Origin of the sequence: Mycobacterium sp. (genome assembly GCF_049647605.1) — a bacterium.
Lineage (GTDB): Bacteria > Actinomycetota > Actinomycetes > Mycobacteriales > Mycobacteriaceae > Mycobacterium.
Map to the genome: position 1 here is coordinate 1 of NZ_JBARXZ010000050.1, position 24,771 is coordinate 24,771.

The 24,771-nt window shown below is 66.7% G+C and carries 27 protein-coding genes and 1 tRNA gene; 21 read left to right on the forward strand and 7 right to left on the reverse strand.

All coding sequences use genetic code 11. The features are described from left to right. From WBB07_RS06700 to WBB07_RS06745, 10 genes are all read left to right on the forward strand, one after another. On the forward strand, positions 1-530 hold a 530-nt coding region (locus WBB07_RS06700), incomplete at its 5' end, for a P1 family peptidase (RefSeq protein WP_526305966.1). Then, positions 531-944, forward strand: a complete 414-nt coding sequence (locus tag WBB07_RS06705; RefSeq protein ID WP_526305968.1) for a M67 family metallopeptidase — start codon at positions 531-533, stop codon at positions 942-944. It begins immediately after the preceding gene. A 16-nt stretch (positions 945-960) separates the two neighbouring features. Continuing rightward, positions 961-1,245 carry a MoaD/ThiS family protein gene (locus WBB07_RS06710; protein WP_526305970.1) on the forward strand — a complete coding sequence of 95 codons (285 nt, stop codon included), beginning with the start codon at positions 961-963 and terminating at the stop codon, positions 1,243-1,245. Further along, a complete protein-coding gene (locus WBB07_RS06715) occupies positions 1,242-2,210 on the forward strand; it encodes a cysteine synthase (RefSeq protein ID WP_526305972.1) in 969 nt (322 codons plus the stop codon). Before WBB07_RS06710 ends, WBB07_RS06715 begins: the two co-directional genes overlap by 4 nt. A gap of 19 nt (positions 2,211-2,229) precedes the next feature. Continuing rightward, on the forward strand, positions 2,230-2,883 hold the full coding sequence (locus WBB07_RS06720) for a rhomboid family intramembrane serine protease (protein ID WP_526305974.1): 654 nt from the start codon (positions 2,230-2,232) through the stop codon (positions 2,881-2,883). Next, positions 2,880-3,713 carry a glutamate racemase gene (gene murI / locus WBB07_RS06725; protein WP_526305976.1) on the forward strand — a complete coding sequence of 278 codons (834 nt, stop codon included), beginning with the start codon at positions 2,880-2,882 and terminating at the stop codon, positions 3,711-3,713. The genes WBB07_RS06720 and murI overlap by 4 nt, the downstream gene beginning before the upstream one ends. Before the next feature lie 62 nt (positions 3,714-3,775). Then, positions 3,776-4,549, forward strand: coding sequence for a cyclic nucleotide-degrading phosphodiesterase (locus tag WBB07_RS06730; RefSeq protein ID WP_526305978.1), 774 nt, complete (start codon positions 3,776-3,778; stop codon positions 4,547-4,549). Between the two features lie 34 nt (positions 4,550-4,583). Further along, positions 4,584-5,363 carry a ribonuclease PH gene (gene rph, locus WBB07_RS06735; RefSeq protein ID WP_526305980.1) on the forward strand — a complete coding sequence of 260 codons (780 nt, stop codon included), beginning with the start codon at positions 4,584-4,586 and terminating at the stop codon, positions 5,361-5,363. Positions 5,364-5,367: 4 nt separating this feature from the next. Further along, positions 5,368-5,991 (forward strand): RdgB/HAM1 family non-canonical purine NTP pyrophosphatase, encoded by a 624-nt coding sequence (rdgB, locus tag WBB07_RS06740; protein WP_526305982.1) that lies wholly within the window; start codon positions 5,368-5,370, stop codon positions 5,989-5,991. Between the two features lie 32 nt (positions 5,992-6,023). Beyond that, positions 6,024-7,487: an MFS transporter gene (locus WBB07_RS06745; protein WP_526305984.1), complete on the forward strand. Its 1,464-nt coding sequence runs from the start codon at positions 6,024-6,026 to the stop codon at positions 7,485-7,487. Here the strand turns inward: WBB07_RS06745 and WBB07_RS06750 are convergent. Further along, positions 7,435-7,788: a DUF3817 domain-containing protein gene (locus WBB07_RS06750; protein WP_526305986.1), complete on the reverse strand. Its 354-nt coding sequence runs from the start codon at positions 7,786-7,788 to the stop codon at positions 7,435-7,437. The genes WBB07_RS06745 and WBB07_RS06750 overlap by 53 nt on opposite strands. Continuing rightward, the gene (locus tag WBB07_RS06755; RefSeq protein ID WP_526305988.1) at positions 7,785-8,165 is read right to left on the reverse strand and encodes a hypothetical protein; all 381 of its coding nucleotides are present in this window, start codon (positions 8,163-8,165) and stop codon (positions 7,785-7,787) included. Before WBB07_RS06755 ends, WBB07_RS06750 begins: the two co-directional genes overlap by 4 nt. A gap of 146 nt (positions 8,166-8,311) precedes the next feature. Between WBB07_RS06755 and WBB07_RS06760 the strand changes: the two genes are divergently transcribed. Both WBB07_RS06760 and WBB07_RS06765 read left to right on the forward strand, forming a co-directional pair. Continuing rightward, positions 8,312-8,397 (forward strand) — tRNA-Leu (locus WBB07_RS06760). 141 nt (positions 8,398-8,538) lie between these two features. Continuing rightward, the gene (locus WBB07_RS06765; protein ID WP_526305990.1) at positions 8,539-8,919 is read left to right on the forward strand and encodes a hypothetical protein; all 381 of its coding nucleotides are present in this window, start codon (positions 8,539-8,541) and stop codon (positions 8,917-8,919) included. Positions 8,920-9,183: 264 nt separating this feature from the next. Here the strand turns inward: WBB07_RS06765 and WBB07_RS06770 are convergent, their stop codons facing one another. Continuing rightward, the gene (locus tag WBB07_RS06770; RefSeq protein ID WP_526305992.1) at positions 9,184-9,840 is read right to left on the reverse strand and encodes a hypothetical protein; all 657 of its coding nucleotides are present in this window, start codon (positions 9,838-9,840) and stop codon (positions 9,184-9,186) included. A 553-nt stretch (positions 9,841-10,393) separates the two neighbouring features. Between WBB07_RS06770 and WBB07_RS06775 the strand changes: the two genes are divergently transcribed. The 9 genes from WBB07_RS06775 to WBB07_RS06815 all read left to right on the forward strand — a co-directional run bounded on the left by WBB07_RS06775 (position 10,394) and on the right by WBB07_RS06815 (position 18,653). Next, entirely contained in the window at positions 10,394-10,558 is a 165-nt protein-coding gene (locus WBB07_RS06775; RefSeq protein ID WP_526305994.1) for a hypothetical protein, read from the forward strand. A gap of 514 nt (positions 10,559-11,072) precedes the next feature. Then, entirely contained in the window at positions 11,073-11,594 is a 522-nt protein-coding gene (locus WBB07_RS06780) for an MSMEG_0572/Sll0783 family nitrogen starvation response protein (RefSeq protein ID WP_526305996.1), read from the forward strand. 37 nt (positions 11,595-11,631) lie between these two features. After that, a complete protein-coding gene (locus WBB07_RS06785) occupies positions 11,632-12,522 on the forward strand; it encodes a carbon-nitrogen hydrolase family protein (RefSeq protein ID WP_526305998.1) in 891 nt (296 codons plus the stop codon). Beyond that, positions 12,515-12,811, forward strand: a complete 297-nt coding sequence (locus WBB07_RS06790; protein WP_526306000.1) for an MSMEG_0570 family nitrogen starvation response protein — start codon at positions 12,515-12,517, stop codon at positions 12,809-12,811. Before WBB07_RS06785 ends, WBB07_RS06790 begins: the two co-directional genes overlap by 8 nt. A 2-nt stretch (positions 12,812-12,813) precedes the next feature. Beyond that, positions 12,814-14,085 (forward strand): MSMEG_0569 family flavin-dependent oxidoreductase, encoded by a 1,272-nt coding sequence (locus tag WBB07_RS06795; RefSeq protein ID WP_526306137.1) that lies wholly within the window; start codon positions 12,814-12,816, stop codon positions 14,083-14,085. Between the two features lie 146 nt (positions 14,086-14,231). Continuing rightward, on the forward strand, positions 14,232-15,287 hold the full coding sequence (locus tag WBB07_RS06800) for an MSMEG_0568 family radical SAM protein (RefSeq protein ID WP_526306002.1): 1,056 nt from the start codon (positions 14,232-14,234) through the stop codon (positions 15,285-15,287). Beyond that, positions 15,287-16,714, forward strand: coding sequence for an MSMEG_0567/sll0787 family protein (locus WBB07_RS06805; protein WP_526306004.1), 1,428 nt, complete (start codon positions 15,287-15,289; stop codon positions 16,712-16,714). Before WBB07_RS06800 ends, WBB07_RS06805 begins: the two co-directional genes overlap by 1 nt. Positions 16,715-16,716: 2 nt before the next feature. Beyond that, on the forward strand, positions 16,717-17,562 hold the full coding sequence (locus WBB07_RS06810) for a carbon-nitrogen hydrolase family protein (protein WP_526306006.1): 846 nt from the start codon (positions 16,717-16,719) through the stop codon (positions 17,560-17,562). Positions 17,563-17,564: 2 nt separating this feature from the next. Continuing rightward, positions 17,565-18,653, forward strand: a complete 1,089-nt coding sequence (locus WBB07_RS06815) for an MSMEG_0565 family glycosyltransferase (RefSeq protein WP_526306139.1) — start codon at positions 17,565-17,567, stop codon at positions 18,651-18,653. 25 nt (positions 18,654-18,678) lie between these two features. Here WBB07_RS06815 and WBB07_RS06820 read toward each other — a convergent pair whose 3' ends face one another. The 4 genes from WBB07_RS06820 to WBB07_RS06835 form a co-directional block, all read right to left on the reverse strand. Next, positions 18,679-19,785 (reverse strand): GGDEF domain-containing protein, encoded by a 1,107-nt coding sequence (locus WBB07_RS06820; protein ID WP_526306008.1) that lies wholly within the window; start codon positions 19,783-19,785, stop codon positions 18,679-18,681. Positions 19,786-20,036: 251 nt separating this feature from the next. Continuing rightward, on the reverse strand, positions 20,037-21,842 hold the full coding sequence (locus tag WBB07_RS06825) for a sulfatase family protein (protein ID WP_526306010.1): 1,806 nt from the start codon (positions 21,840-21,842) through the stop codon (positions 20,037-20,039). Continuing rightward, the gene (locus WBB07_RS06830; RefSeq protein WP_526306141.1) at positions 21,832-22,299 is read right to left on the reverse strand and encodes an SRPBCC family protein; all 468 of its coding nucleotides are present in this window, start codon (positions 22,297-22,299) and stop codon (positions 21,832-21,834) included. Before WBB07_RS06830 ends, WBB07_RS06825 begins: the two co-directional genes overlap by 11 nt. 26 nt (positions 22,300-22,325) lie before the next feature. Then, entirely contained in the window at positions 22,326-24,695 is a 2,370-nt protein-coding gene (locus WBB07_RS06835; protein WP_526306012.1) for a lysylphosphatidylglycerol synthase transmembrane domain-containing protein, read from the reverse strand. Between the last annotated feature and the right edge of the window lie 76 nt (positions 24,696-24,771).

Consider the following 24,771-nt stretch of genomic DNA (forward strand, 5'->3'; position numbering starts at 1 on the left):
AGCTGGGAGTGACCGTCGGCGCCGTGGTGGCGGTGAACTCGGCGGGCAATGTCGTCGACCCCAGCACCGGGCTGCCGTGGATGGCGCATCTGATCAGAGAGTTCGGGTTGGTGGCGCCGCCGGCGGAACAGATCGCCGCGCTCGCGGCGCGCGACCGGGAGTCCAGCCCGCTGAACACCACGATCGCGGTGGTGGCCACCGATGCGGCACTGAGCCCGGCCGCCTGCCAGCGGATGGCGGTCGCCGCTCACGACGGCCTGGCCCACAGCATCCGGCCGGCTCACACCCCGATCGACGGGGACACGGTGTTCGCATTGGCCACCGGCGCTGTCGAGGTGTCACCCCCCGCCGATATCCCGGCGTCGATGTCGCCGGAGACCAAGTTGGTGGCTGCCCTCGGGGCCGCCGCAGCCGACTGCCTGGCGATCGCGGTGCTCACCGGAGTGATGGCTGCTGAATCGGTCGCCGGAATACCGACCTACCGTGGCATGTTGCCGGGAGTGTTCGGTGCTGGAGAGGGAGCTGGATAGTTGTTGCTGATACGTGCCGACCTGGTCGACGCGATGGTGGCGCACGCTCGTGCCGACCATCCCGATGAGGCGTGCGGTGTGCTGGCCGGCCCCGAGGGCTCTGACCGGCCCGAACGGCACATCGCGATGGTGAACTCGGAGCGCTCGCCCACGTTCTACCGGTTCGATTCCATGGAGCAGCTGAAGGTGTGGCGCACCATGGACGACAACGACGAGGTGCCCGTCGTCATCTACCACTCGCACACCGCCACCGAGGCGTATCCGAGTCGCACCGACGTCGCCATCGCCGCCGAACCGGACGCCCACTACGTGCTGGTGTCCACCCGTGATCCGGAACAGCACGAACTGCGCAGTTACCGGATCCTCGACGGGGTGGTCACCGAGGAGCCCATCACCGTCGTCGAGCAGTACTGAACAAAAGGAATCAGCCATGTCCGTGACCGTGTCCATCCCGACCATCCTGCGCACCCACACCGGTGGCGAGAAGCGCGTCAGCGCCGACGGCGCCACGCTGCAGGCCGTGATCAGTGACCTGGAAGCCAACTACTCCGGTATTTCGGTCCGACTGATCGACCCCGAAAAGCCGGGCAAACTGCACCGCTTCGTGAACATCTACGTCAACGACGAGGACGTCCGGTTCTCGGGTGGCCTCGAAACGGTGATCGCCGACGGTGACTCGGTGACGATCCTGCCCGCTGTCGCAGGTGGTTCGTGAGATACGAGTCGCTGCTCGAGGCCCTCGGCAATACCCCGATCGTCGGCCTGCAGCGGCTGTCGCCCCGCTGGGAGGACACTGCTGACGGACCGCACGTGCGGCTGTGGGCCAAGCTCGAGGACCGCAACCCCACGGGGTCCATCAAGGACCGACCCGCTCTGCGGATGATCGAGCAGGCCGAACGCGACGGCCTGGTGAAACCCGGCGACACCATCCTGGAGCCCACCAGCGGTAACACCGGTATCTCCCTGGCGATGGCCGCTCGGCTCAAGGGCTACCAGCTGATCTGCGTCATGCCGGAGAACACCTCCATCGAACGGCGGCAGCTGCTCGAGCTCTACGGCGCGCAGATCGTCTTCAGCCCGGCCGAGGGTGGTTCCAACACCGCCGTCGCCCGGGCCAAGGAGTTGGCTGCCGAGCACCCCGAGTGGGTGATGCTCTACCAGTACGGCAACCCCGCCAATGCCGACGCCCACTACTACGGCACCGGTCCAGAGATCCTGGCCGATCTGCCTGAGATCACGCACTTCGTGGCGGGCCTGGGCACCACCGGCACCTTGATGGGGACCGGCCGGTATCTGCGTGAGCACGTGCCCGGCGTGCAGATCGTCGCCGCGGAACCCCGGTACGGCGAAGGGGTGTACGCACTGCGCAACATCGACGAAGGATTTGTGCCCGAGCTCTACGACCCTGAGGTGCTGACCACCCGGTACTCGGTCGGCGCGTTCGAGGCCGTCAAACGCACCCGGGAGTTGGTGCAGGTCGAGGGCATCTTTGCCGGTATTTCCACCGGAGCCATCTGCCATGCCGCCCTCGGGATGGCAGCCAAGGCGATCAAGGCTGGTGAGCGTGCCGATATCGCTTTTGTGGTCGCCGACGCCGGTTGGAAATATCTGTCGACCGGTGCGTACGCCGGTAGCCTGGACCAAGCGGAAGACGCATTGGACGGGCAGCTATGGGCTTGACCCACTTCACAGGACAGGGATGAACCAGCCACTCGGATACACCCAGCACCCTCAGCCGAAGAAACGCCCAGGCTGGATGGTGGGTGGTGCGACGGTGCTGACGTTCGTGGCGCTGCTGTATCTCATCGAGCTCTACGACCAGCTGTCGGGTCATTCGCTGGACCGCAACGGGATCCGGCCGCTGGAGACCGACGGGCTCAAAGGCATCATCTTCGCGCCGCTACTGCACGCCGACTGGCAGCATCTGGTCGCCAACACCGTCCCGGCCCTGGTGCTCGGGTTCCTGGTGTCGCTGTCCGGGATGGCCCGGTTCGTCTGGGCCACCGCCATCATCTGGATCGTCGGCGGCGTCGGCACCTGGTTGATCGGCAACCTCGGCTCCCCGTACGACACCAATCACATCGGCGCCTCCGGGCTGATCTTCGGATGGTTGACCTTTCTGCTGGTCTTCGGCTTTTTTGTCCGTGACGCACTGCAGATCACCATCGGCATCGTGGTGCTGTTCTTCTACGGCGGCATCCTCTGGGGGGTGCTGCCCGGTACGTTCGGGGTGTCGTGGCAGGGCCACCTGTGTGGCGCCATCGCCGGTGTGATCGCTGCTTACCTGCTGTCCAAACCGGAACGGGAAGCGCGGTCGAAGAAGCGCATCCAGCCGCCCAACCGGTTCCGATGAGCGACGCGCTGGCACCCGTCGGGGTTTTCGACTCCGGGGTGGGTGGGCTGACGGTCGCGCGTTCGATCATCGATCAGCTCCCCGATGAGGACATGATCTACGTCGGCGACACCGGCAACGGGCCGTACGGCCCGCTGACCATCGCCGAGATCCGGGCGCATGCGCTGGCCATCATGGACGACCTCGTCGATCGTGGGGTCAAAGCGCTGGTGATTGCGTGTAATTCGGCGTCGTCGGCGTGCCTGCGGGATGCCCGGGAGCGGTACCAGGTTCCGGTTGTGGAGGTCATCCTGCCCGCCGCACGGCGGGCCGTGGCCACCACCCGCTCCGGGCGCATCGGGGTCATCGGGACCCAGGCGACCATCACCTCACGTGCCTACCAGGACGCGTTTGCCGCCGCCCGAGACACCGAGATCACCGCGGTGGCGTGCCCGCGTTTTGTCGACTTCGTCGAGCGCGGTGTCACCAGCGGGCGGCAGGTGCTCGGCCTGGCCGAGGGCTACCTGGAGCCGCTGCAGCGCGCCGACGTCGACACCCTGGTCCTGGGCTGCACCCACTACCCACTGTTGTCGGGGCTGATCCAGCTGGCGATGGGGGACCAGGTCACATTGGTCTCCAGCGCCGAGGAGACTGCCAAGGATCTGCTGCGGGTCCTCACCGAGCAGGACCTGCTGCGGCCGCACGACCGTGATGGCGCTGCCGGTGCACCGACCCGGAGATTCGAGGCGACGGGGGACCCGGATGCGTTCCTCGGATTGGCTGCGCGGTTCCTGGGACCGGCGATCACCGGCGTCGTACCTGTACAGCGGCACGCCGCCGGCCGCCGCTGATTTTCTGCGAACCACCGATGCGGTGATGTTTTCCTCTCGGTGATAGCGGGCATGGCAAGCTAGTGACCGTGCGAATCACCGTGCTGGGCTGTTCTGGCAGCGTCGTGGGCCCTGATTCGCCCGCGTCCGGATACCTGCTGAGTGCACCTGACACACCGCCCCTGGTCATCGACTTCGGCGGGGGAGTTCTGGGGGCGTTGCAGCGCTACGCCGATCCCGGCGAGGTGAACGTGCTGTTGTCGCACCTGCACGCCGATCACTGCCTCGACCTACCCGGATTGTTCGTGTGGCGGCGTTATCACCCGAACCCGCCGGTGGGGCGCGCGTTGATGTTCGGGCCCAGCGATACGTGGTCGCGGCTGGGTGCGGCGTCCTCACCCGAGGGCAATGAGATCGACGATTTCAGCGACATCTTCGACGTGCACTCCTGGGTGGACGGGCAGCCCGAGACGTTCGGTGCGCTGACGGTGTTGCCGCGGCGGGTATCGCATCCGACGGAGTCCTACGGCATGCGGTTCACCGATCCGTCCGGCGCGGTGCTGGTGTACAGCGGGGACACCGGAATCTGTGACTCGGTGGTCGAACTGGCCCGTGGCGCCGACGTGTTTCTCTGCGAAGCATCGTGGACGGATGCCCCGGATCGGCCCCGGGCGGTGCATCTGTCGGGCTCCGAGGCGGGCCAGATCGCGGCCCGGGCGGGGGTGTCGGAGCTGCTGCTGACACACGTTCCGCCGTGGACCTCCCGCGAGGATGTGATCAGCGAGGCCAAGGCGGCATTCGACGGGCCGGTGCGGGCCGTTGTCTGCGGCGAGACCTTCGACGTTCGAGCCGCCTGACCACCTGTCCGGTCGGCCACGTTAGGGTTGCCGGGTGTCCAGTCGCGAAGACGGTCGCCGTGATGACGAATTACGGCCTGTGGTTCTCACCCGTGGATTCACCGCCCATCCCGCCGGCTCGGTTCTGATCGAGTTCGGTGAGACCCGGGTGATGTGCACGGCCAGTGTCACCGAGGGCGTGCCCCGGTGGCGCAAAGGCTCGGGCCTGGGATGGTTGACCGCCGAATACGCCATGCTGCCCGCAGCCACCCACACCCGCTCCGATCGTGAGTCGGTGAAGGGGCGCGTCGGTGGCCGCACGCAGGAGATCAGCCGGTTGATCGGCCGGTCGCTACGGGCCTGTATCGACTTGCGGGCGCTGGGGGAGAACACCATCGCCATCGACTGCGATGTGCTGCAGGCCGACGGTGGGACCAGGACCGCGGCAATCACCGGCGCCTACGTGGCCCTGGCGGACGCGGTGACCTACCTCGGTGCGGCAGGCAAGCTGTCGGACCCGCGGCCGCTCTCGTGTGCGATTGCGGCGGTCAGCGTCGGTGTCGTGGACGGCCGGGTGCGGGTCGATCTGCCGTACACGGAGGACTCGCGGGCCGAGGTGGACATGAACGTGGTCGCCACCGACACCGGCACCCTGGTCGAGGTGCAGGGCACCGGCGAGGGGGCAACGTTCCCGCGCTCGACGCTGGACAAGCTGCTCGACGCTGCGTTGGGTGCCTGTGACGAGCTGTTCGCTATCCAGACGGCGGCGCTGGAGCAGCCCTATCCGGGTGTGCTTCCCGAAGGGCGCACCACGAAGAAGGCGTTCGGAAGCTGAGTTCGTGACGACCACGGTCCTGGTGGCGTCCCGTAACGCCAAGAAGCTGGCCGAGCTGCGGCGCATCCTCGACGCTGCCGGGGTCACCGGCATCGACGTGGTGTCGTTGGGGGACGTGCCGCCCTACGACGAGGCCCCCGAGACCGGGGCGACGTTCGAGGAGAACGCGCTGGCCAAGGCCCGCGACGGCTTTGCGGCTACCGGACTGCCGTGCGTGGCCGATGACTCCGGTATCTCGGTGGATGCCTTGAACGGGATGCCGGGGGTGCTGTCGGCGCGTTGGTCCGGCCGGCACGGCGACGACGCGGGCAACACCGCACTGTTGTTGCTGCAGCTGGCCGATGTGCCGGTGGCGCGGCGCGGAGCGGCGTTTGTGTCCGCGTGCGCGCTGGTGTGGGGGCAGCAGCCGCATGAGCAGACGGTGGTGCGTGGTGAATGGCGCGGCAGCGTGGCTGCTGGGCCCCGCGGTGACGGTGGTTTCGGCTATGACCCGGTGTTCATGCCGGAAGGTTCGGAGCGCTCGGCCGCCGAGCTGAGCCCGGCCGAGAAGGATTTGGCCTCACATCGCGGTCGCGCTCTCGAGCAGCTGCTGCCGGCCCTGATCGGGCTCCAGGCCGCCACGAAATAGATGGATAGCCTATCTAAGGTATAGTCCGGGCAATGGTCCGGCGTCGAGACAAGCCCGAAGTCCGGTCGCCGCATCCCGGCGTTCTGATCGCCGCTCTGTGCATGGCGGGTATCGGCGTCTCGCTGATGCAGACCCTGATGATCCCGGTGATCCCCGACCTGCCTCGGCTTCTGGACACCAGTGCCGCCAATGCCAGCTGGGCCATCACCGCCACGCTCCTGGTCGCCGCCGTGGCGACGCCGGTGTTCGGCCGCCTCGGCGACATGTACGGGCCCCAACGAATCCTGCTGGTGTGTGCGGTGGTGCTGACCGCCGGCGCGCTGGTGGCAGCCACTTCGACGTCGCTGCTGCCATTGATCGTCGGCCGCGGGTTACAGGGCTTCGGCATGCCGATGATTCCGCTCGGTATCAGCGTGCTGCGTGCCAGTGTGCCGGCCCACCGGGTCGGTGCGGCGATGGGCATGATGAGCTCGTCGCTGGGAGTCGGTGGTGCGCTGGGACTTCCGCTCGGGGCAGTGATCGCCGAGAACCTGGACTGGCACGCACTGTTCTGGTTCGGCACCGGCCTGGGTGTGGTGTGCGTCGTCGTCTTCGTCACGATGGTGCCGCACGTTCCGCCCAGCAGCCGAGACCGGTTCGACCCGCTGGGCACCGTACTGCTGGCCACCGGCTTGGTGTGTCTGCTGCTACCCATCACCAAGGGCGGGGACTGGGGGTGGGGCAGCGGCACCACCCTCGGGTTGTTCGGCGCCTCGGCGGTGATCCTGTTCCTGTTCGGACTGTGGCAGCTGCGGTTCCCGTCGCCGATCGTCGACCTCCGGACCACCGCCCGGCTGCCGGTGCTGACCACCAACATCGCCTCGATCGGCGTCGGTGTCTCGCTCTACGGCATTTCGCTGGTGGCGCCACAGATCCTGGAACTGCCCGCCGAAACCGGCTTCGGCCTCGGGCAATCCGTGCTGCAGACCGGGCTGTGGATGGCACCCGGCGGTCTGGCGATGATGGTGGCCGCACCCGTCGCGGCCCGGGTGGCTGCGCGGCGCGGGCCGAAGTTCACGCTGGTTCTCGGATGCCTGGTGATCGCGGCAGGCTATCTGCTGGGGTTTGTGCTGCTGAGCACCACGATCGGTGTCCTGGCGATGAACATCGTCGTCAGCGTCGGCGTCGGGTTTGCCTTCTCATCACTGCCGGCGCTGATCAACGCGGCGGTACCGATATCGGAGACCGCGGCGGCCAACGGCATCAACTCGCTGGCGCGGTCACTGGGCACGTCACTGTCGAGTGCGGTGATCGCCGCGATCCTCGGTGGCATGACGATGACGTACGCCGGACACGAGATGCCGACGCAGGCCGCGATTCACACAGCGCTGGGTTTTGTCACCGGCGCGGCCGTCGTCGCCGCGTTGCTGGCCTTGCTGATCCCGAAGGGTTCGGCCCCTGCGGTCACAGATCGAATTGCGCCTTCAGAATCTTCGTCTGCTTCTGCTCGGCGATGATGCCGAGGAACGGGATGGTGCCGGCCAGCAAGATGCCGATTGTCTTGCCGATGGGCCAGCGCACCTTGACCGCGAGGTTGGCGGCGAACAGCAGGTAGACGAAGTACGCCCAGCCGTGCACCACGGCGATCCAGCTCAGCGAGTCGTCGTTGAAGCCGTACTTCATCACCATCTCGTAGCACAGCGCGATCAGCCACAGACCCGTCACCCACGCCAACACCCGGTAGCCCCGCAACGCCTTGCGGATCTGCTCGACCGGAGCCGTCACGGTCGGTGCGTCGGGAGTTTCGGGAGTGGTCATGCTGTGGTCCTGTCCTGTTTCTCGGTGTCACCTTTGGCCAGTTCGGCCAGGTAGGCGTTGTACTCGCGCAGCGTGAGGTCGTCGTCTGCGGCCGGCGCGGCATCAGGGCGCTGCGGCAACAGGTCGGCGGGGATCTCGGTCATCTCGAAGTTCGACCTCGGCTCGGGCGGGGTCTCTTCGAGGAGGACAAACTTGCGGTAGGCGTAGACACAGAATCCGGCGAAGAACGGCCACTGCAGGGCGTAGCCGAGATTCTGGAAGGTGCCCGAAGCCGACTCGTAGCGCGTCCACTGCCACCAGCCGAGCGCCAGGCAGGCGCCGGCCGCGGCGATGACCAGCACAACCAGTGCCCATCTCCGACGCCGTGTAGTGGACATGGTTCGACGGTACCGTGATTGGCATTGGCACAGGTAATCAGCGTTTCGGTCCGATGAACCCGTCGAGTCGAGACCGCATGGTTCGACCCAAGGGTGGGGCACCGACAGGTTCGTGGTGTCGCGAAGCGGTACGATCACAGCTACTTGCGGGCGTGGCGAAATGGCATACGCGATGGCTTTAGGTGCCATTGTCCGAAAGGACGTGGGGGTTCGACTCCCCCCGCCCGCACCAGAGATTGCTCACTGCAATCATCGCGAGAGCGGCGGAGCCGCCGGAGTTGTTTCCGGCGGCTTCTTTGTTTGGCTTGAGTTTGGCGAGTGCCGCCTCGAGGGCACTCATCGCGGCCGATCCGGAACTCGTTGCCTGGAGCGTGTGCAAGCCGGCGTCGGCGGCCAGGAGTTCCGCCAATGGCGACGTGACGGAGGAAGCGGTCACCTGTTCGTTGTAGACGAACAGGTGCGTGAAGATCGCCTGATTGAGCCGTTGTCGAGTATCGTCGCCGGCGCTTCGATAGAGCGTGGCAGGGTCTTCGAGCAAGCGGAGGCAGACGTCGATGAACCGCTCGGCGCCCGGCAGATCGTCAACAATGTCATCGAGTTGCTCGGTGATGTCGGCTCGGAGCATCCGCGAGACGTTGGTGCTGTCGTGGAGCGTTTGTTTCATGGCGCGGCGCAGGCGCGGGATGAAGTCTGGGTGGAATCGGAGGGACTCGTATTGTTCCTCTACTGCGGCCTCAACCAGCTCGTTACCTAGCCACAGCCGGTGCCATGCCCGAAGATTTTCCTGAATAGACAAGCCGGTTTCCCATTGGAACCCACTACGCCACCAAGGATCCACCGCCAGTGATGGCTTCAGCTACTTCACGCTCCATGCCGAGCGCCGCTTCTTGCTAGTCGGTCGTTATCTGGCTGGAGCTAAGGGGATTCGACCTCCTCGTGGTTGCTTCAGCGGATGCTGGCCTGCAGCAGTTGCTCGCCAAGACGCCGACGTCTAGGAAGTCGTCCGCCAGTCGGTGTTTCAGCTCGTTGTCCGAGCAACCAGAAAGCACTCGGGTCCGTAGCAGTCGATCTGTGCGTCACCCCACCAAGAGAGGAACTGCTCAGCTGTCTCACCGTTGTGCTCAACGTCGAATGCGCAGTCGAACGACGCGACAACACCGTCGGCGGCTTCGGCGAGGGCCGCAGCGGCGAGACCGTAGCCAGTCGAAGCGACCGCAGGTCCGCCCATGTTGCGGTATTCACCCCAGTAGTGGTTTGAACGCAGAATCTTGTCGAGCTTGTCCGACGTGACGACGCCAGCGAGTTCCTGGGCGATCCACCACTCACCAAGGAACTCGGGTGGTGATCCGTCGGGATCGCCGTCGCTCGTCAGGTCTTCAGCGGTGATGAGATCGGCTTCGTCGCGCGCGTAGCAACTCGGCCACGAGCTGGAGTCCCACTCGTCGTTGATCCAGTAGCCGAAGCCAAGGGTCAGTCCGCTGCACCACCGCAGGTCAGCAGCAACGTAGTCGATCGGCCCAGGCTGAGCATTGGGGTGAAATGCCTTGACTTCGATCGTCGATGCGATGCCACGTCGGTCGAAGAGTTGTTGAAACAACTCCTGAGTCCGCGCTCTCGTTTGCTCGACCAGGGGCATCAGATCGGTCGCCGGGTACACGTCGATCGTCGTAGACACGTTTCAACGATAGGTGCGACCTCCGACAGCGGCTATCTGAGCTGTTCGTAGCTGCCAAATCCGAAGCCGAAAGCTCAGCTCCACGTTCAGTTGTAATACGAGTCGCCCCGCGCACCAAGCGCCTGACTGCCGACGAAACCGCCGACCTCTGCCGGCATGCGTTCGAACTCGCCAAGGGTTTCGGTCTCCACCCGATGACCGTCGCTGCCGCCTTGAGGCGAAAGGACATCGCATCGGCCAGCACTTCGGCGTCGTCCACGGCACCGTCTGGCATCAACTGAAGAAGCACGGTGAAGACGTGGCCAGCAAGCACTTTGCCGCGGACACCCGCATCGAAACCGCGCGGGGTGGCTGGAAAGAACATCCTTGGCGCTCCGTCTGGCCACCTGGACGGCAACCACCACCGCCCTCCTCACTTGCCTCAGTGATCACGCCCCGCCTGCAGACCTGCGCCCAAGAGTTCTGCGTCATGGAAGCGCGCCACGCTGGCGCATTGAAAGTCCCCGGCCGCCAGGCGGACTCCATCGCCTCGCGGATGTGACTACCTGCTGCTATGACGCTGACCATCGCCGACATCGAGCGCTGGGACGCCGGCGATGCTCGCGAGGTGTTCCATGCCGCGAGCTGCCGCGCCTTGGCGGTCCAGGCTCCCACCAACGGCATTGCGGAACTACCTGACTTCACCACGTGGGGTGGCGAAGCCGCCGAAGCAGCTTAAGAAGCTATCGGGAAGACCTGGACGCGCACGGTCAGGAAGCCTTGGCGGTTCGCCAATGCGGCTCGTAGAGCGGAGGTCATCTCGGGATGTCCCGGCCAGTTAGTGGGCCGCACCGCTTAGCACGGCGTGTGGCTGAAGCTGACCGTGGGCGCCAGGCGGGTGTAGACGCCGGAAGCTCAGTCCTGGTCGATCCGAAGTCGATGAGGTCCTGCATGCTCACCGGCGCGTAGTTCCAGGGCGACGGACGTGGCGACGCTCCCCGGGAGAATCGGGAGTGCAAGATGACAACGTCTGTCGCGTAGCTGAGCCCGCCCAGATCTGACGGCGGCCGCTGATGTTTCCAACCAGTTACACCCGAGGCGCCGTCGGCAACCTAGACGTATTCCAGCCATAACCAACGTGAAACGGTCACGGCCTGTAATGGGAGGCAGCCGAGTTCTTCGGCAGTCCACAGCTTGTCGGGCAGCGCAGCCCGTCGATTGCTTGCACCCGCTACCGAATCACGGAGTTGCTCATGACTTTTGACGCGTCCATCGCCGAGAACATCGCGACGTCGCTCGCCGAGATCCCGCACCCGTCGCTCGGCAAGGGAGCCAATATCTACGGCAGTACCAAGATCTTCCCGGACTATCAGGCCGAGAACGGTGAAAGCTACTTCACCCTCGTGCACGGCATCGCCCACGAATCATCGGTCAGCTTCGTGGCAGTGCTCCAGGCGACACGGGCGCTGCGCAAGGGTTTCGAGTCCGCCATCTACTTCTACGGACCCGGAGCCATCAACTGCCTGGCCACCCGTGGTTTCCCCAAGGCCGGCGATTCCGGTTTCCCGGGGGAGCAGAACATCAACGACGCTCTGGCGACGTTCATCGCCGAAGGCGGCACGGTGTTCGCCTGCCGCTTCGGGCTGGCCCTGCACGGCGGCCGGGAAGAGGACCTCATCGAGGGCGTCATCCCGGCGCATCCGCTCGACGTTCAGGACGCATTGATCTACTACGCCCGCAAGGGCGCCATCATCAATTCCACCTACATGGTGTGAGTTCACCGAGAACTATTCTCAGTCAGAAGGATTCACGATGACAACACTTGCCGCAGTGTCTGCGAACTTCACTCGGGATCTCGAGCAGAACTATGCGCTGATCGCGACCCTGGTGGAGGAGGCGCGTGACCGGGGTGTCGACTTCTTGGCGCTTCCGGAGGCGGCCATCGGTGGTTACCTGTCGTCGCTGGGCAATCACGGCGACACCGTCAAGACCACCACCCGGTCGCTGCCGCCGGCGATCCGCATCGATGGACCCGAGATCGCCCGGGTGCAGCAGCTGGCCGGGGACCTCGTGGTAGCGATCGGGTTCTGCGAACTCGCGCAGGATGGTGAAACCCGATACAACGCTGCGGCGTTGCTGGACGGCGGCAACATCTACGGCGTGTACCGCAAGGTGCATCAGCCACTCGGTGAGGGGATGTCGTACTCCGCCGGCTCTCGCTACGAGGTGTGTGACACGCCGGTGGGCCGCATCGGGCTGCAGATCTGTTACGACAAGGCGTTTCCCGAGGCCGCCCGGATGATGGCGCTCGACGGCGCGCAGGTCATCGCGAGTCTCTCGGCCTGGCCCGCGGCGCGCACCGGGACCGCCGAGAACCTGCAGGACGACCGGTGGACCTACCGGTTCAACCAGTTCGACATCGCCCGTGCCCTGGACAACCAGGTGTTCTGGGTTGCCGCCAACCAGAGCGGGACCTTCGGGTCGCTGCGCTATGTCGGCAATGCCAAAGTGGTTGACCCAGGCGGCAATATCCTGGCCACCACGCTGCTGGGCAGTGGAATGGCGATCGCCGAGGTCGACATCGACGAGACATTCCGCGCCATGCGGGCCGGGATGTTCCACCTGCGTGACCGCAGGCCCGATGTCTACGGTCCGTTGACCGACACCGATGCCGGCAAGTGGTCGGAGCTGGCCCATGCCTGAGATGAGCTTCGATGTCCGCTGGCCCGACGGCAGCACCCAGAGCTGCTATTCGCCCAGCCTGGTGATGCACGACTACCTGAGCACCGGGGGGCGCTACACCATCGGCGAGTTCCTCGATCGCACCGGTCGAGCGCTGCAGGAGGCCAGTGACCGGGTGCGCGCCAAGTACGGTTTCGCGTGCACGTCGGCGGCCGCCACCAATGAACAGATACTGCTGTTCGCCAACCGATTTCCGGCTGATGCCGAGATCGAGATCACCGCGATGGAACCCGAACTGGAGCGGCCATGACAATCGCACAACACGTGCCGGTGGCGGTGATCGGTGGCGGCCAGGCCGGGCTGTCGGTCAGCTGGTACCTTGACCGGGCTGATATCGAACATGTTGTCCTGGAGGCGCACACCCCGGTGCACGCCTGGGCTGACAGCCGGTGGGACAACTTCACCCTGGTGACCCCGAATTGGCATTGCAAGCTGCCGGGCTATCCCTACACCGGTGCAGACCCGGACGGGTTCATGACCCGAGATGAGGTTGTCGACTGGCTGTCCAGCTGGTTGCAGACCTTCAGTCCGCCGATTCGCACCCACACCCGGGTCACCCGGCTGCAGCACCGGGTCGGGGGTGGTTTCGAACTGACCCTGCAAACTGCCTCCGGCACAGAAACTCTCACCTGCGAGAACGCCGTGGTGGCGACCGGCGGTTACCCGCTGCCGGTGGTGCCCGCGTTTGCCGGCTCGCTCGATCCGGCCGTCGTGCAGATTCATTCCGAGCAGTACCGCAATGCCGCGCAGCTGCCGGAGGGGGCGGTGCTGGTGGTCGGCACCGGCCAGTCCGGCACGCAGATCGCCGAAGACCTGCATCTGGCGGGACGTCAGGTGCACCTCGCGGTGGGTAACGCGCCTCGGGTGGCGCGGTCCTACCGGGGTCGGGACTGTATGACGTGGCTGGCCGAGATGGGATTGTATGACCGCCCGGCGCAACAGTATCCGGGCGGAAAGGCGGCCATCGAGAAGACCAACCACTATGTGACGGGTCGCGACGGCGGTCGCGATGTGGATCTACGTCAGTTCGCCGCCGAGGGGATGCAGCTCTACGGTCACCTGAGCGACGGTAAGGACGGGGCGCTGCGCTTCGAGCCGACCCTGCGGAAAGCTCTCGACGACGCAGATGCGGTGTACAACTCGATCTGCGCGGATATCGACAGGTACATCGCAGCGGAGCAGATCGCGGCGCCGCCGCCATCACGGTACACACCGGTGTGGGAACCCGAAACCGAATCAACTGCCCTGGATTTGGCGGCTACAGGTGTCACCAGCATCGTCTGGTCCATCGGCTACCGGCCGGACTACAGGTGGATCGAGGCCAGCGCTTTCGACGGCGGCGGGCGTCCCATGCAGACCCGGGGTGTCGCCTCGGTGCCGGGTTTGAGTTTTGTCGGACTGCCGTGGATGCACACTTGGGGTTCGGGCCGTTTCCTGGGCATCGACCGCGACGCCTCGTACATCGCCGCGACCATCATCGGTGGCTATCACGAGTCGGTGCTGCGGCTCGCTGTCGGGCACTGAACAGTTGGGCATTGAACAGTTGGGCAGTGAACTCTCGGGCATTGAACTCTGACGCGCGGTCCGCTGCGCAGCTCCACCGGAAAGGTCCGTCGAAGTGCCTTTCCCGCAACGAATTCCGGTCATCGTGAACGTGTAGGAGGACCGACATGTCCGTATCCACCCGAGTCGATCTTGCGTTGCTGGGGTTCCGGGGGCGGCCACCGGTGACCCGTACCGCCGGTGCGGGGCCGAGCGCCGACGGCCATCTGGTAGTCAACGGCGTCAATGCCGCGATCCCGCGAAACCCGGACAGCCCCTTTGTCTTCGACGGCACCCGAGTGCTCCTCGACGGCGAGGACACCGGTCTGGACGTCGAGGTCATCGAGCGCCCCCGGTTCTACGACCTGGTGACCTCCGACGGAGTGCCGTACGAGAAGCTGGCCCGGCTACACGGCCGGGATGTGCTCGCGACGACGGTGGTGCAGACCTGCATCCGGTACGCCGCCGATCAGCGCTGCCGGTTCTGCACCATCGAGGAGTCGCTGCGCTCGGGCGCCACCACTGCGGTGAAACGGCCCGCCGAGCTCGCCGAGGTTGCTGCGGCTGCAGTCCGCCTCGACGGGGTCACCCAGATGGTGATGACCACCGGTACCTCGGCGGGTGCCGACCGCGGTGCCCGCCACCTTGCTCGGTGTGTGAGAGCGGTCAAAGCCGCGGTGCCGGCGCTGCCGATCCAGGTGCAGTGCGAGCCGCCGGCCGATTTGACTGTTCTGACCGAACTCCGCGACGCAGGTGCCGACGCCATCGGTATCCACATCGAGTCTCTCGACGAGGACGTCAGGCGCCGGTGGATGCCCGGTAAGGCGACGGTATCGGTACCGCGGTACCGGGATGCCTGGCGTGAGGCCGTTCGGGTGTTCGGTCGCAACCAGGTCTCGACATATCTGCTGGTCGGTCTGGGGGAGGACCCTGAAGAGCTGATCACCGGCGCCTCCGAGCTCATCGAGATGGGTGTCTATCCGTTTGTGGTGCCGTTCCGGCCGCAGCCGGGGTCGCTGGCGGTCGACGTCGACGGCGCGGTCGCACCGCAGGCCGGTGTTGTGGAAAAGGTGAGCCGCGAAGTTGCGTTGCTGCTGCAATCCGCGGGAATGGTCGGTTCGGACCAGCGCGCCGGCTGCGCGGCCTGCGGGGCGTGCAGCGTGTTGCAGAACCTGGGTGCCTGATGATCCCGTTCACCGCCAGCAGTCACGCGGTGCCCGCCGGTCTGTCGATCCTGTCCGGGACGCCGCGGCCGCCGGCACCGTTTCTGATCGAACCGGCCGAGGGAGCCGCGCAGTTGCGGGCCTATCGACGCCTGCGGCGCGCGGTGTTTGTCACCGAGCAGGGTCTGTTCGCCGGCAGTGACCGTGACGATATCGACGACGATCCCCGCGCCGTGGTCCTTGTTGCCACCGCACCGGACGGTCGGCTGCTCGGCGGGGTGCGGCTGGCGCCGGCCACTCCGACCGATATGGGGTGGTGGACCGGCAGCCGGCTGGTCACCGACCCGGTGGCCCGGGCCGGTGGCGTCGGGCCGGCGTTGATCAGGGCCGCGTGTGCCCACGTCGAGTCGGCAGGGGTGCTGCGGTTCGAGGCGACTGTGCAGCCGCGTTATGCCCGGCTGTTCCACGGCCTGGGCTGGGATCAGGTGGGAACCTGCCGGGTGGCGGGGCGGGAGCACGTGTGGATGCGGTGGCCGCTGGACCGGATCCAGCGGGTCGCGGCGGCAACCAAGACGTTCCTCGGTTCCAGCCTGGCGCCACTGCGGTCGGTGCCCGGTGGGCTGGGACCGTCCGGTTTTGTCGGTGACGACGGTGTCCCGGTTCCCGGTGCCGACCTGATCGCCGCCTGCGACGCGATCGTTCCGTCGATGGTCGAGCGGGATCCCGAATGGGCGGGCTGGTGTTCGGTTCTGGTCAATGTCAACGATCTGAGCGCGATGGGCGCCACACCGGTGGGACTCTTGGACGCTGTGGGGGCGCCCACGCGCGGCATACTCGATCGTGTGATCGCGGGACTTTCGGCTGCTTCGGCGGCCTGGCAGGTGCCCGTCCTCGGTGGGCACACCCAACTCGGTGTGCCCGCGGCGCTGGCAGTCACCGCCTTGGGTCGCAGCAGTGCGCCGGTGCGTGCGGGCGGTGGCACGGTCGGCGACGTGGTCCGGCTGACCACCGACATCAGCGGCCGGTGGCGCCCTGGTTATCGTGGCAGGCAATGGGATTCGACCAGCACCCGCAGCGGTACGGACCTGGCGTCGATGACATCGCTGGTGGCGCGGTCGGCGCCGAAGGCGGCCAAGGATGTCAGCATGGCCGGCATCGTCGGCACGCTCGGCATGATGGCCGAGGCGTGCGGCACCGGTGCCGAACTGGTGGTATCCGCGGTGCCCCGTCCGGCCGATGCGGCCCTGGGGGACTGGCTGACCTGTTTCCCCGGCTATGGGATGTTGACCGCCGGCGAGCAGAGCTGCCCGGACCGGCCGGCCGGTGTGGTCAGTGCCGAATGTGGTTCGCTGACAGTCGAACCCGGTGTGCGGTTGCGCTGGCCCGACGGGGAGGTCACCGCTGCGCTCGAGCCCGCGGTGACCGGCCTCGGCTCGACGCAGGGATAGAGATGGCACCGGTGACTCTGGCCGCGGTGGCCGCAAACTTCGGGCGTGACCTGTATCGCTGTGTGGACAAAGCGGTCGGCATCATCGGGACCGCGCGGCAGGAGGGTGTCGACCTGCTGGTGTTTCCCGACGCGTGCCTGGGCGGCTATATCGGGGACTTCCGCGCACCCGACCCGGAAGATCCACCCCCGGCCCTGGACCCCGACGGTCCGGAGATCGCCGCGATCATCGCCGCGGCCGGACGGATGACGGTCTGCCTGGGTTACGCCGAAGCGGTGCCCGGCGGCGGCCGCTACAACGCCGCCGTGTGTGTGATGGGCGACGGGGTGTTGGGCACTCACCGCAAGGTGCACCAGCCCGCTGGTGAATCCCTGACCTATCTGGCGGGTGACCGGTTCTCCACCTTCGACACCCCGGTCGGCCGGCTCGGCATGCTGATCGACTACGACAAGACGTTCCCGGAAGCCGCCCGCGCGCTGGCCGCCGACGATGCCCACATCATCGCCGCGCTGTCCGCCTGGCCGGCGAGTATCACCGACCGTGCATCGCGGCTGCCCGCGGACCGGCAGTCGCGGCTCTTCGATCTCTACGACTGTGCGCGCGCCGCCGAGAATCAGGTGGTCCTGGTGTCGTCGAATCAGACCGGAGTGATGGGCAACCTGCGCTTTCTGGGGCAGGCGAAGATCGTCGGCCCCGGTGGCGACATCTTGGCAACCACCCGCGCCAAAGGTGGGCTCGCCAAGACCCAGATCGATGTCGAGGCCGAAGTCGCACGGGCCCGAAAAGTGTTGAACCACCTCTGCGAACTGCGTCCGGAGACCTACCGGACCCGCTTCGAGGGTTCATGACGTTGCGGGTGGCGCTGTTGACGTATTCGACCAAACCGCGTGGCGGCGTGGTGCACACCCTCAACCTCGCCGAGGCGCTCGCCGCGCGGGGTGTCGATGTGACGGTGTGGTCGCTGGCCCGCGCCGGTGACCGCGGGTTCTTCCGGTCGGTCGATCCCGGGGTGACAGTTCGGCTGGTCGAGTTCGTCGACTTGCCCGGCGACACCGTGACCGACCGGATCGTCCGGTCCATCGAACTACTGCGGCAGGCGGTTCCGGTCACCGAGTACGACATCGTGCACGCGCAGGACTGCATCAGTGCCAACGCCGTGGGCAGATGTATCCGCACCATTCACCACCTGGACCAGTTCACCACCGCGATCCTCGCGCAATGTCACGAACGTGCCATCGTCGAGCCGTACGCCCGGATCTGTGTATCCGAGGCGGTGGCCGGCGAAGTCCGTTCCGGCTGGGGTCTGTCGCCCACGGTGATTCCCAATGGTGTCGCCGCGCAACGCTTCATCGAGGCGGCGTCGAATTCTGCCGAAGCTGTGGCGGCCCGCGATCGGTGGCGTTCGACGCTCGGTTGCTATGTCCTGGCGGTTGGCGGGATCGAACCGCGGAAAGGCACCATCGACCTCGTTGAGGCGGTGGCGCTACTGCGGCGAGAGCACCCGGAGGTTGCACTGGTGATCGCCGGCGGCGAGACGTTGTTCGACTACCGCGACTATCGCGAGGCCTTCGATCAGCGCTGCCGCGAACGTGGTGTCACCCCCACCATCCTGGGCTCCGTCGAGGACCCTGACCTTCCGAGTTTGGTCGCCGGGTGCTCGGCCTTTGCCTTTCCCTCGACCAAGGAGGGCTTCGGTCTGGCTGCGATGGAGGCCTTGGCAGCCGGTCGCCCGGTTGTCGCTCGGGACCTACCGGTCCTGCGTGAGGTGTTCGGCGATACGGTCGGCTTTGCGCCCGACGCCGCCGGGTTGGCGCTCGCGCTGAGTATGGCGATCAACCACCCGCCGGATCCGGAAGCGGGCCGTGCACTGGCACTGAGCAGGACGTGGGACGCTGCCGCGCAGCGGCATCTCGCTTTCTACGAGCAACACCGCTTCTAGCGCCGGCGGCGAGTCCGGACGATGTTCAGCACACCGCGTCGGGGGCGCCGTGATGGTGAACCCGGTTGCCGCCGCTGCGTTTGGCGATGTACATCGCCTCATCGGCGTCGGAGGTGAGCTGCTCGATCAAGGCGTGGTGGGATTGATGGCCCTGGTCCAGCGGTGCGGTGGCGGTCCCGACGCTGGCGGTCACCTTGGCCGGCGGTGCGGCGACGGCGTCGCGGACCCGGATGGCCAACCGGGAGGGGTCGGCGTCGGCAGACACCTGGGCGATGAGGAACTCCTCGCCGCCGCAGCGGGCGATGACGGCCTCCTCGGTGACGCTGGCGCGCAGCGCCTGGGCAACCCGGACCAGGGCGCGGTCGCCTGCCTGATGCCCCAGGGTGTCGTTGAGTGTTTTGAAGTCGTCGAGATCGATCACCACGACGGTGAGGTAGCTGTCGGCGGTATCCCGGGCCACCAGCAGTCCGAGTGTCTTGTGCTCGAAAGCGCGTCTGTTGAACAGCCCGGTGAGCGGATCACGGTCGGAGTGCAGAAGGTCGATACTCAGGGCGTTGACGAGTGCGCGGATGGCCAACGGCAAGGCGATGTTCACCTGGAGCACCAGCCACAGATCGACCACCGCCAGTCCGAGGTGGCCCTGTTGGGCCAGCCTGGTGGCTCCGATGACGCCGACGACGGCAGCGACTGCGAAGTTGTAGAGGACCAGTCGCATGCTGTGGAAGAACGCCAGGTATGCCCCGGTGGTCGCGAACGCGATACAGCCGATGAGTGATGCCAGGGGGTTCGGGTGAGCCAGGCATCCCAATGCGACGCAGGCATTCGATGTCAGGCCGAATGCCAGCGATTGGGATTTGGTGGGCCAGCGTGTCATCCACAGCAGTGCACAACCCACACCGCCGGCAAACGCGACCCAGATCATGGTTGTCGGCACCAGGCCGCGGGGTCCGTCGGCACTGGCCAACAGGGTGATCAGGCTGACGGCCATGGAGCCTGCGATCACCGAGAGCATGATCCGCGCGCCCGTACTCATTCCGCGGGCGTACAGGTAGCCGCTGAGCCAGTCGTAATGATTGGCCTGCTGCTGACCGTGCCTGGGTTGCCACCACCACCGCCACGACAACCACGGCATTGTCACTCCCAGGGCCGACTATCGCGGGCTCAGGTGTGAACCTCTGATAGCAAAGAACCGACAGTACCAACTGTCAGAAGCTCTGCAGGTCGCCGATGCTCGCCTGTGATGAGCTGCAAACGGATTTTGGTGGCCGGCATCCCCCATCTGGGGGAGGTCCGCAGCACTGTCGCAGGAGAAATGTGGTCAAGGAAAGCCACGCGGTCGGTTCGACGAGTTGGATGCCGTCTTCGACGACGGGGCCCACCAGGTCAACTGAGCCGGTCTCGCAGGCGGCGCAGTACGCTCCTGCGCTCGGCCGGCCGGCGAACGGCATACGGCCACGGCTGGTTTCGTTCCGGAATCGAGGTGGCTCTGGCTTGCTTGAGCTGCGAACGCAGGTGCGTGCGCAACTCCAACAGGGCCGGGTCCGGCCACCGGTTGGTGCTCTCGCCGGCATCGGCGGTCAGGTCGTAGAGCTCCCACTGGTCGTCGAGCGGGTCGCTGCGGTAGGCCGGCCCGCCGATTCCGTTGGCGGCCAGGTGTCGCACACCGGGCTCGGTCCAGGTGGCGGGATCGTCGAAACAGCGAACCAGCTTCCACAGATGTCCGGCACCGCCGGGAGCGTCGGCCTCGTCGACCCGGACCACCAGGCCCTCGAAGTTCGCGCCGACGTGTGCGGGCAGGCTGATCCGCAGTGGTGCCGGCGGACTGGCGGTGATCCCCAGCTGGCGGGCCCCCGCCGAGGCGCCGGTGTCACCTTCGAGCACGTTGTCGCGTGTCATCAGGTAGACGGCCCGGTTGTTGTCGGCGGGTGCCCCGTCCACCACTGGCATCAGATCGTGCCCCGGCAGCGGATGGACCTCGGAGAACGATTCCGCAAGCCGCTGCGCTGCGGCGCGGATGTCGATCCCGGCCGCCGCGAGCAGGGTCGGTACCAGGTCGACGTGCGACGTCGGCGCCGATACCACCCGCGGCTGGGTCGCCCGGTCGCCGATACGGGCGATGACAAACGGCACCCGGGTCGCCTCGTCGTACATGTTGAACCACTTCTGGTGCAGCCCACCGTGAGCTCCGAGCAGTTCGCCGTGATCGGAAGTGCGTACCAGCACCGCGTTCTCGGATCCACCTTCGGTGACCGCGCGGCGCACCCGGTCCAGCGGACCGTCGACCTCGGCGTGCAGCCGGTAGTACAGATCGCGGTAGCGCTGCGCATTTTTCCGGTAGGTCCGGCTGATGGCCGCCGCCGGTCCGTACCCGGAGTAGTAGGCCTCCCGGAAGGCGATCTGCGCCGCCGGCTTGGTCGAGAGATCCTCGTCGGTGGTGGGCGGTGCCGGTACCGGCGGGGGATCAAGTGGCGACGGTGCAAGCGGGCTGCGCCGAACCCAGGCAGGGAACAGCACGATGTCATGGGGGTTGACGAAGCTGGCAACCAGCAGGAAGGGCCGCAGCGCCGATTCCTCGCCGGCACGTCGGCGTTCGTAACGATCGGTGAGCCAGGCCACGATCCGGTCGGCGAACAGTGCGTCGCGGCGGATACCGCTGTTGGCCATGGCGGCGCCGTGGGGCTCGGGACCCACCCACCCGGAGAACCCGTAGGGCGCCAGGGGATCGGCGTCGAGGTAGCGCTGCACGGCCACGGGATCGACCACGCCGAGGTCGTCATTGGTGGCCAGCGGCCGACCGGTGCCGGGGTCTTCCAGATCGGCGTGCGAGATGTGCCATTTGCCGTCGTAGTGGGTGTCGTAACCGGCTGCGCGGAACCAGTTTCCGAGTGTCGGCACCTCGTTGGCCGGGAGCCAGCGCAGCCGGGAGTCGTCGTGGCGCTTGCCGATGCCGTCGGTCTGTGTGACCCCGTGCAGATCGGGGTAGTGCCCGGTGAAGATGGTCGGCCGGCTCGGCACGCAGGCCAGCGAGCCGGTGTAGTGGCGCTCGAAGCTGACGCCGTGTTCGTCGAACCATCGGCGGCCGGGCAGGACCCGATCCCGCCAGCCCCGGACGGCGGCGGACTCATAGGGAGGCGTCGCACGTTCCTCATCGGTCATCACGATGACGATGTCGGGCTGTTCAGGCGGCACGGGTGTCCTTCCACGAGGTCGCGAGTCCGTCGAGCAGCCCGTCGGACTGCTTGGCCGCCAACCGGCAGACCAGGTGTTCGGCGAGCCGCTGCGGTAGGTGCTCGCCGATGGCTACCGTGGTGGTCAGTGTGACCATCGTCAGACCTGTTGCGGCCGAAGACAATTCCCAGCGGTTCTGCATCCGGCGAACCATCGGCGGGAGGCCCTCGATGTCGTAGGCCAACGCGCGGTGGGGGTCGAATTCGACGATCCGCTCGATGACCGTGGTGCGGCCCATCTGGATGCGCCGGGCCAGTCCGATCGGTTCGGTCGACGGCCACAGCAGGCAGGAGTGGTCGACGGCGGCGGCCCATGAGCTGATCGCGCCGAAGTCGGCCAGGACGTCCCAGACCGCCGAGATGTCGGCGGCGACCGTGCGAGCACGGCTGATGTGGGCCACTCGCACATCAAACACCATCACGGCCTCAGGATGTGCCGCGGCCGTCAGATCAGGTCTTCCTTGGTGAGATAACGCATCACCTGCCAACCGATGAGCACCGGCAGCCAGCAGGTCAGCACCCGGTACAGCAGCACCGCGGGGACGGCGACGGCGGCCGGGACGCCGAAGGCGGCGAGCCCGCCGATCAGCGCCGCCTCGACCGCGCCGACGCCACCGGGGGTCGGCGCGGCAGAGGCCAAGGTGCCGCCGACCATCGTCACCACGGTGACGGTGACGATCGTGGCGTCACCGCCGAATGCCTCGATGCTGGCCCACAGCGCCAGGGCTGAACCGAGGGTGGTTGTGGCACAACCCAGTACGATCAACGCCAGCCGTTTCGGTTCGCGGGCCAGCTCTTTGAGATCCTGGAGGACCTCGTTGAGCCTGGGACGCACCGCGGTCTTGAGCCAGCGGCGCAGCTTCGGCACGAAGACGAACACCCCCACCAGGCCCAGCGCCGTGCCACCGACGAGGTACAGCACTGTGGCATCGGGGACGAACTTGGCCAGGTCGGCCGGAACGGCGGCCGCGAGGCTGAACACGACCAGCAGTGACAGGTGGGTCATCACCTGCACCGACTGTTGCAGTGCCACCGCGGTGGTGGCCCGCAGCGCGCCCAGTCCACTCTTCTGGAGGAATCTCGTCGACAACGCCAGCCCACCCACACCCGCAGGAGTGGTGGTGGCGGCGAAGGTGTTGGCGACCTGCATGATGGTCAGCTTCCAGAAGCTGACCATTCCGGCTGCCGAGGCCCACAGCGCCGCGGCCGCACCGGTGTAGCGCAGTGACGAGATCGCCAGCCCGACCACCGCCCACCACCAGTTGGCGCTGCGGAGCTCGTCGAAAAATGCCGGCACGGTGCTGATGAACGGATAGGCGACGTAGACCAACGCCACCAGCAGCACCAGCTGGATCAGCTGGTTGCGGGTGAACCGGGTGATGGTCTCCTTCTTGATCTGGTCGGCGCCGGTCTGGCGCATCACCTCGTCGCGCGCACTGGTCATGACCTTGCGGGAGTCGGGCACCTCCTTGAGCAGTCTGGTCGGAATCGCCACCTTGGTCAGCCGACGGGAGGCGGTCAACACGGCGTCGGTGCCGAAGGCGTCGATGGCTGCGGCCACCGCGGGCGATGGACCGTAGAGATGTGTTGTCGTCACCAGGAGCTGAGCGATATCGGACTGCAGGTGCACATCGGATGCGCCGAACTCCGAGCTGTCGAACCCGCCGAACAACGTGACACCGTCGTCGACGGTGAGCTCTCTGGCCCTCAGGTCGCCGTGTGCGATCTGATGTTCGTGCAGCACTTTCAGGGACGCCCACGCGCTGGCCGCCGCCATCTCACCGGTGCATCCGGCGATGGGTGTTCCGCGTGCCGGGGTGTGCGCGTACAAGGTCCAACCGCGGTCCAGGTCGGCCACGGCCACCGTCGTCGTGTTGGCCACGCCGACATCACCGATCGCGATCCCCATCAGCGCACGGTGTTCGACCGCCCGGCGCATCGACGCGTGCAGCGGGGCGGTCTCCCGGTTGCGTAACCGCACCAGACTCCAGAACTGACGCAGCGCGCCGCCGCTGCGCTGATTCGGTCCGTACAGCTCGACGATGGCAGGGCTCTCCGGTCCGAAGGCCGACAGCACCAGCGGTCCGGCACCGGCGGGACGGAGCACCGTGAGACCGGTGACCGCCATGCCGCGGCGGGCCAGCGCACGGACCGCCGCGTCGAGCGGCACCTCGAGCGCCGGGGTGCCGACCACCAACACGGTGAGCGCGCCGACAAACCATCCGACGGCCAGCCCGAGCAGTGACCGTGCCGGTACGACGGCGCTGACCACGAGGTGGATCGGGACGAAGGCCAGCAGCAGCGTCCACCACCAGCGTCGCCACCGCGCGGGTAGCGACGGGCCCGACACGGTGAGTACCGCGGCCAGCATCGCGATCCAGCGGGGGTCGTCGAGGAATTGCGACAGCAGGGTGTCGAGCCGGTCGGACAGGTCGAAATGCCATCGGGGTGCGGCCACGCCGTTACCGGTGATGGACAGGGCCAGTAGGGCCATCACCCCGGCGGCGGCATAGGCGCCGAGCAGCTTCCACTCCCGCCCCACCACCAGCCCGAGCAGGATGATGAACGGCAGCGCCAGGATGGCGACGCCGTAGGCCAGGTACACCAGGTTGGATTGCGTCGGGGTGAGCACGCCGACGATCTCGGAGATCGACTTCTCCAGCGCTTCCCACTCGTTGCGGGTGATCAACGAGCTGGTCACCACAAAAATCAGGAATGCGGCCGCGACCGCAAACCGGATGATGTCATTGGTACGTCGGGTCAACGGTTGCAGCAAGCTGCCCGAAATGGCGATCTCTCGCCCGTCGACTCGCATAGTGCCGGAATTCTTTCAGATCACCGGGGTTGTCCCAAGCACGCCGAGCCGTCCCGGCCGGGTGTTCTTGGTCGCT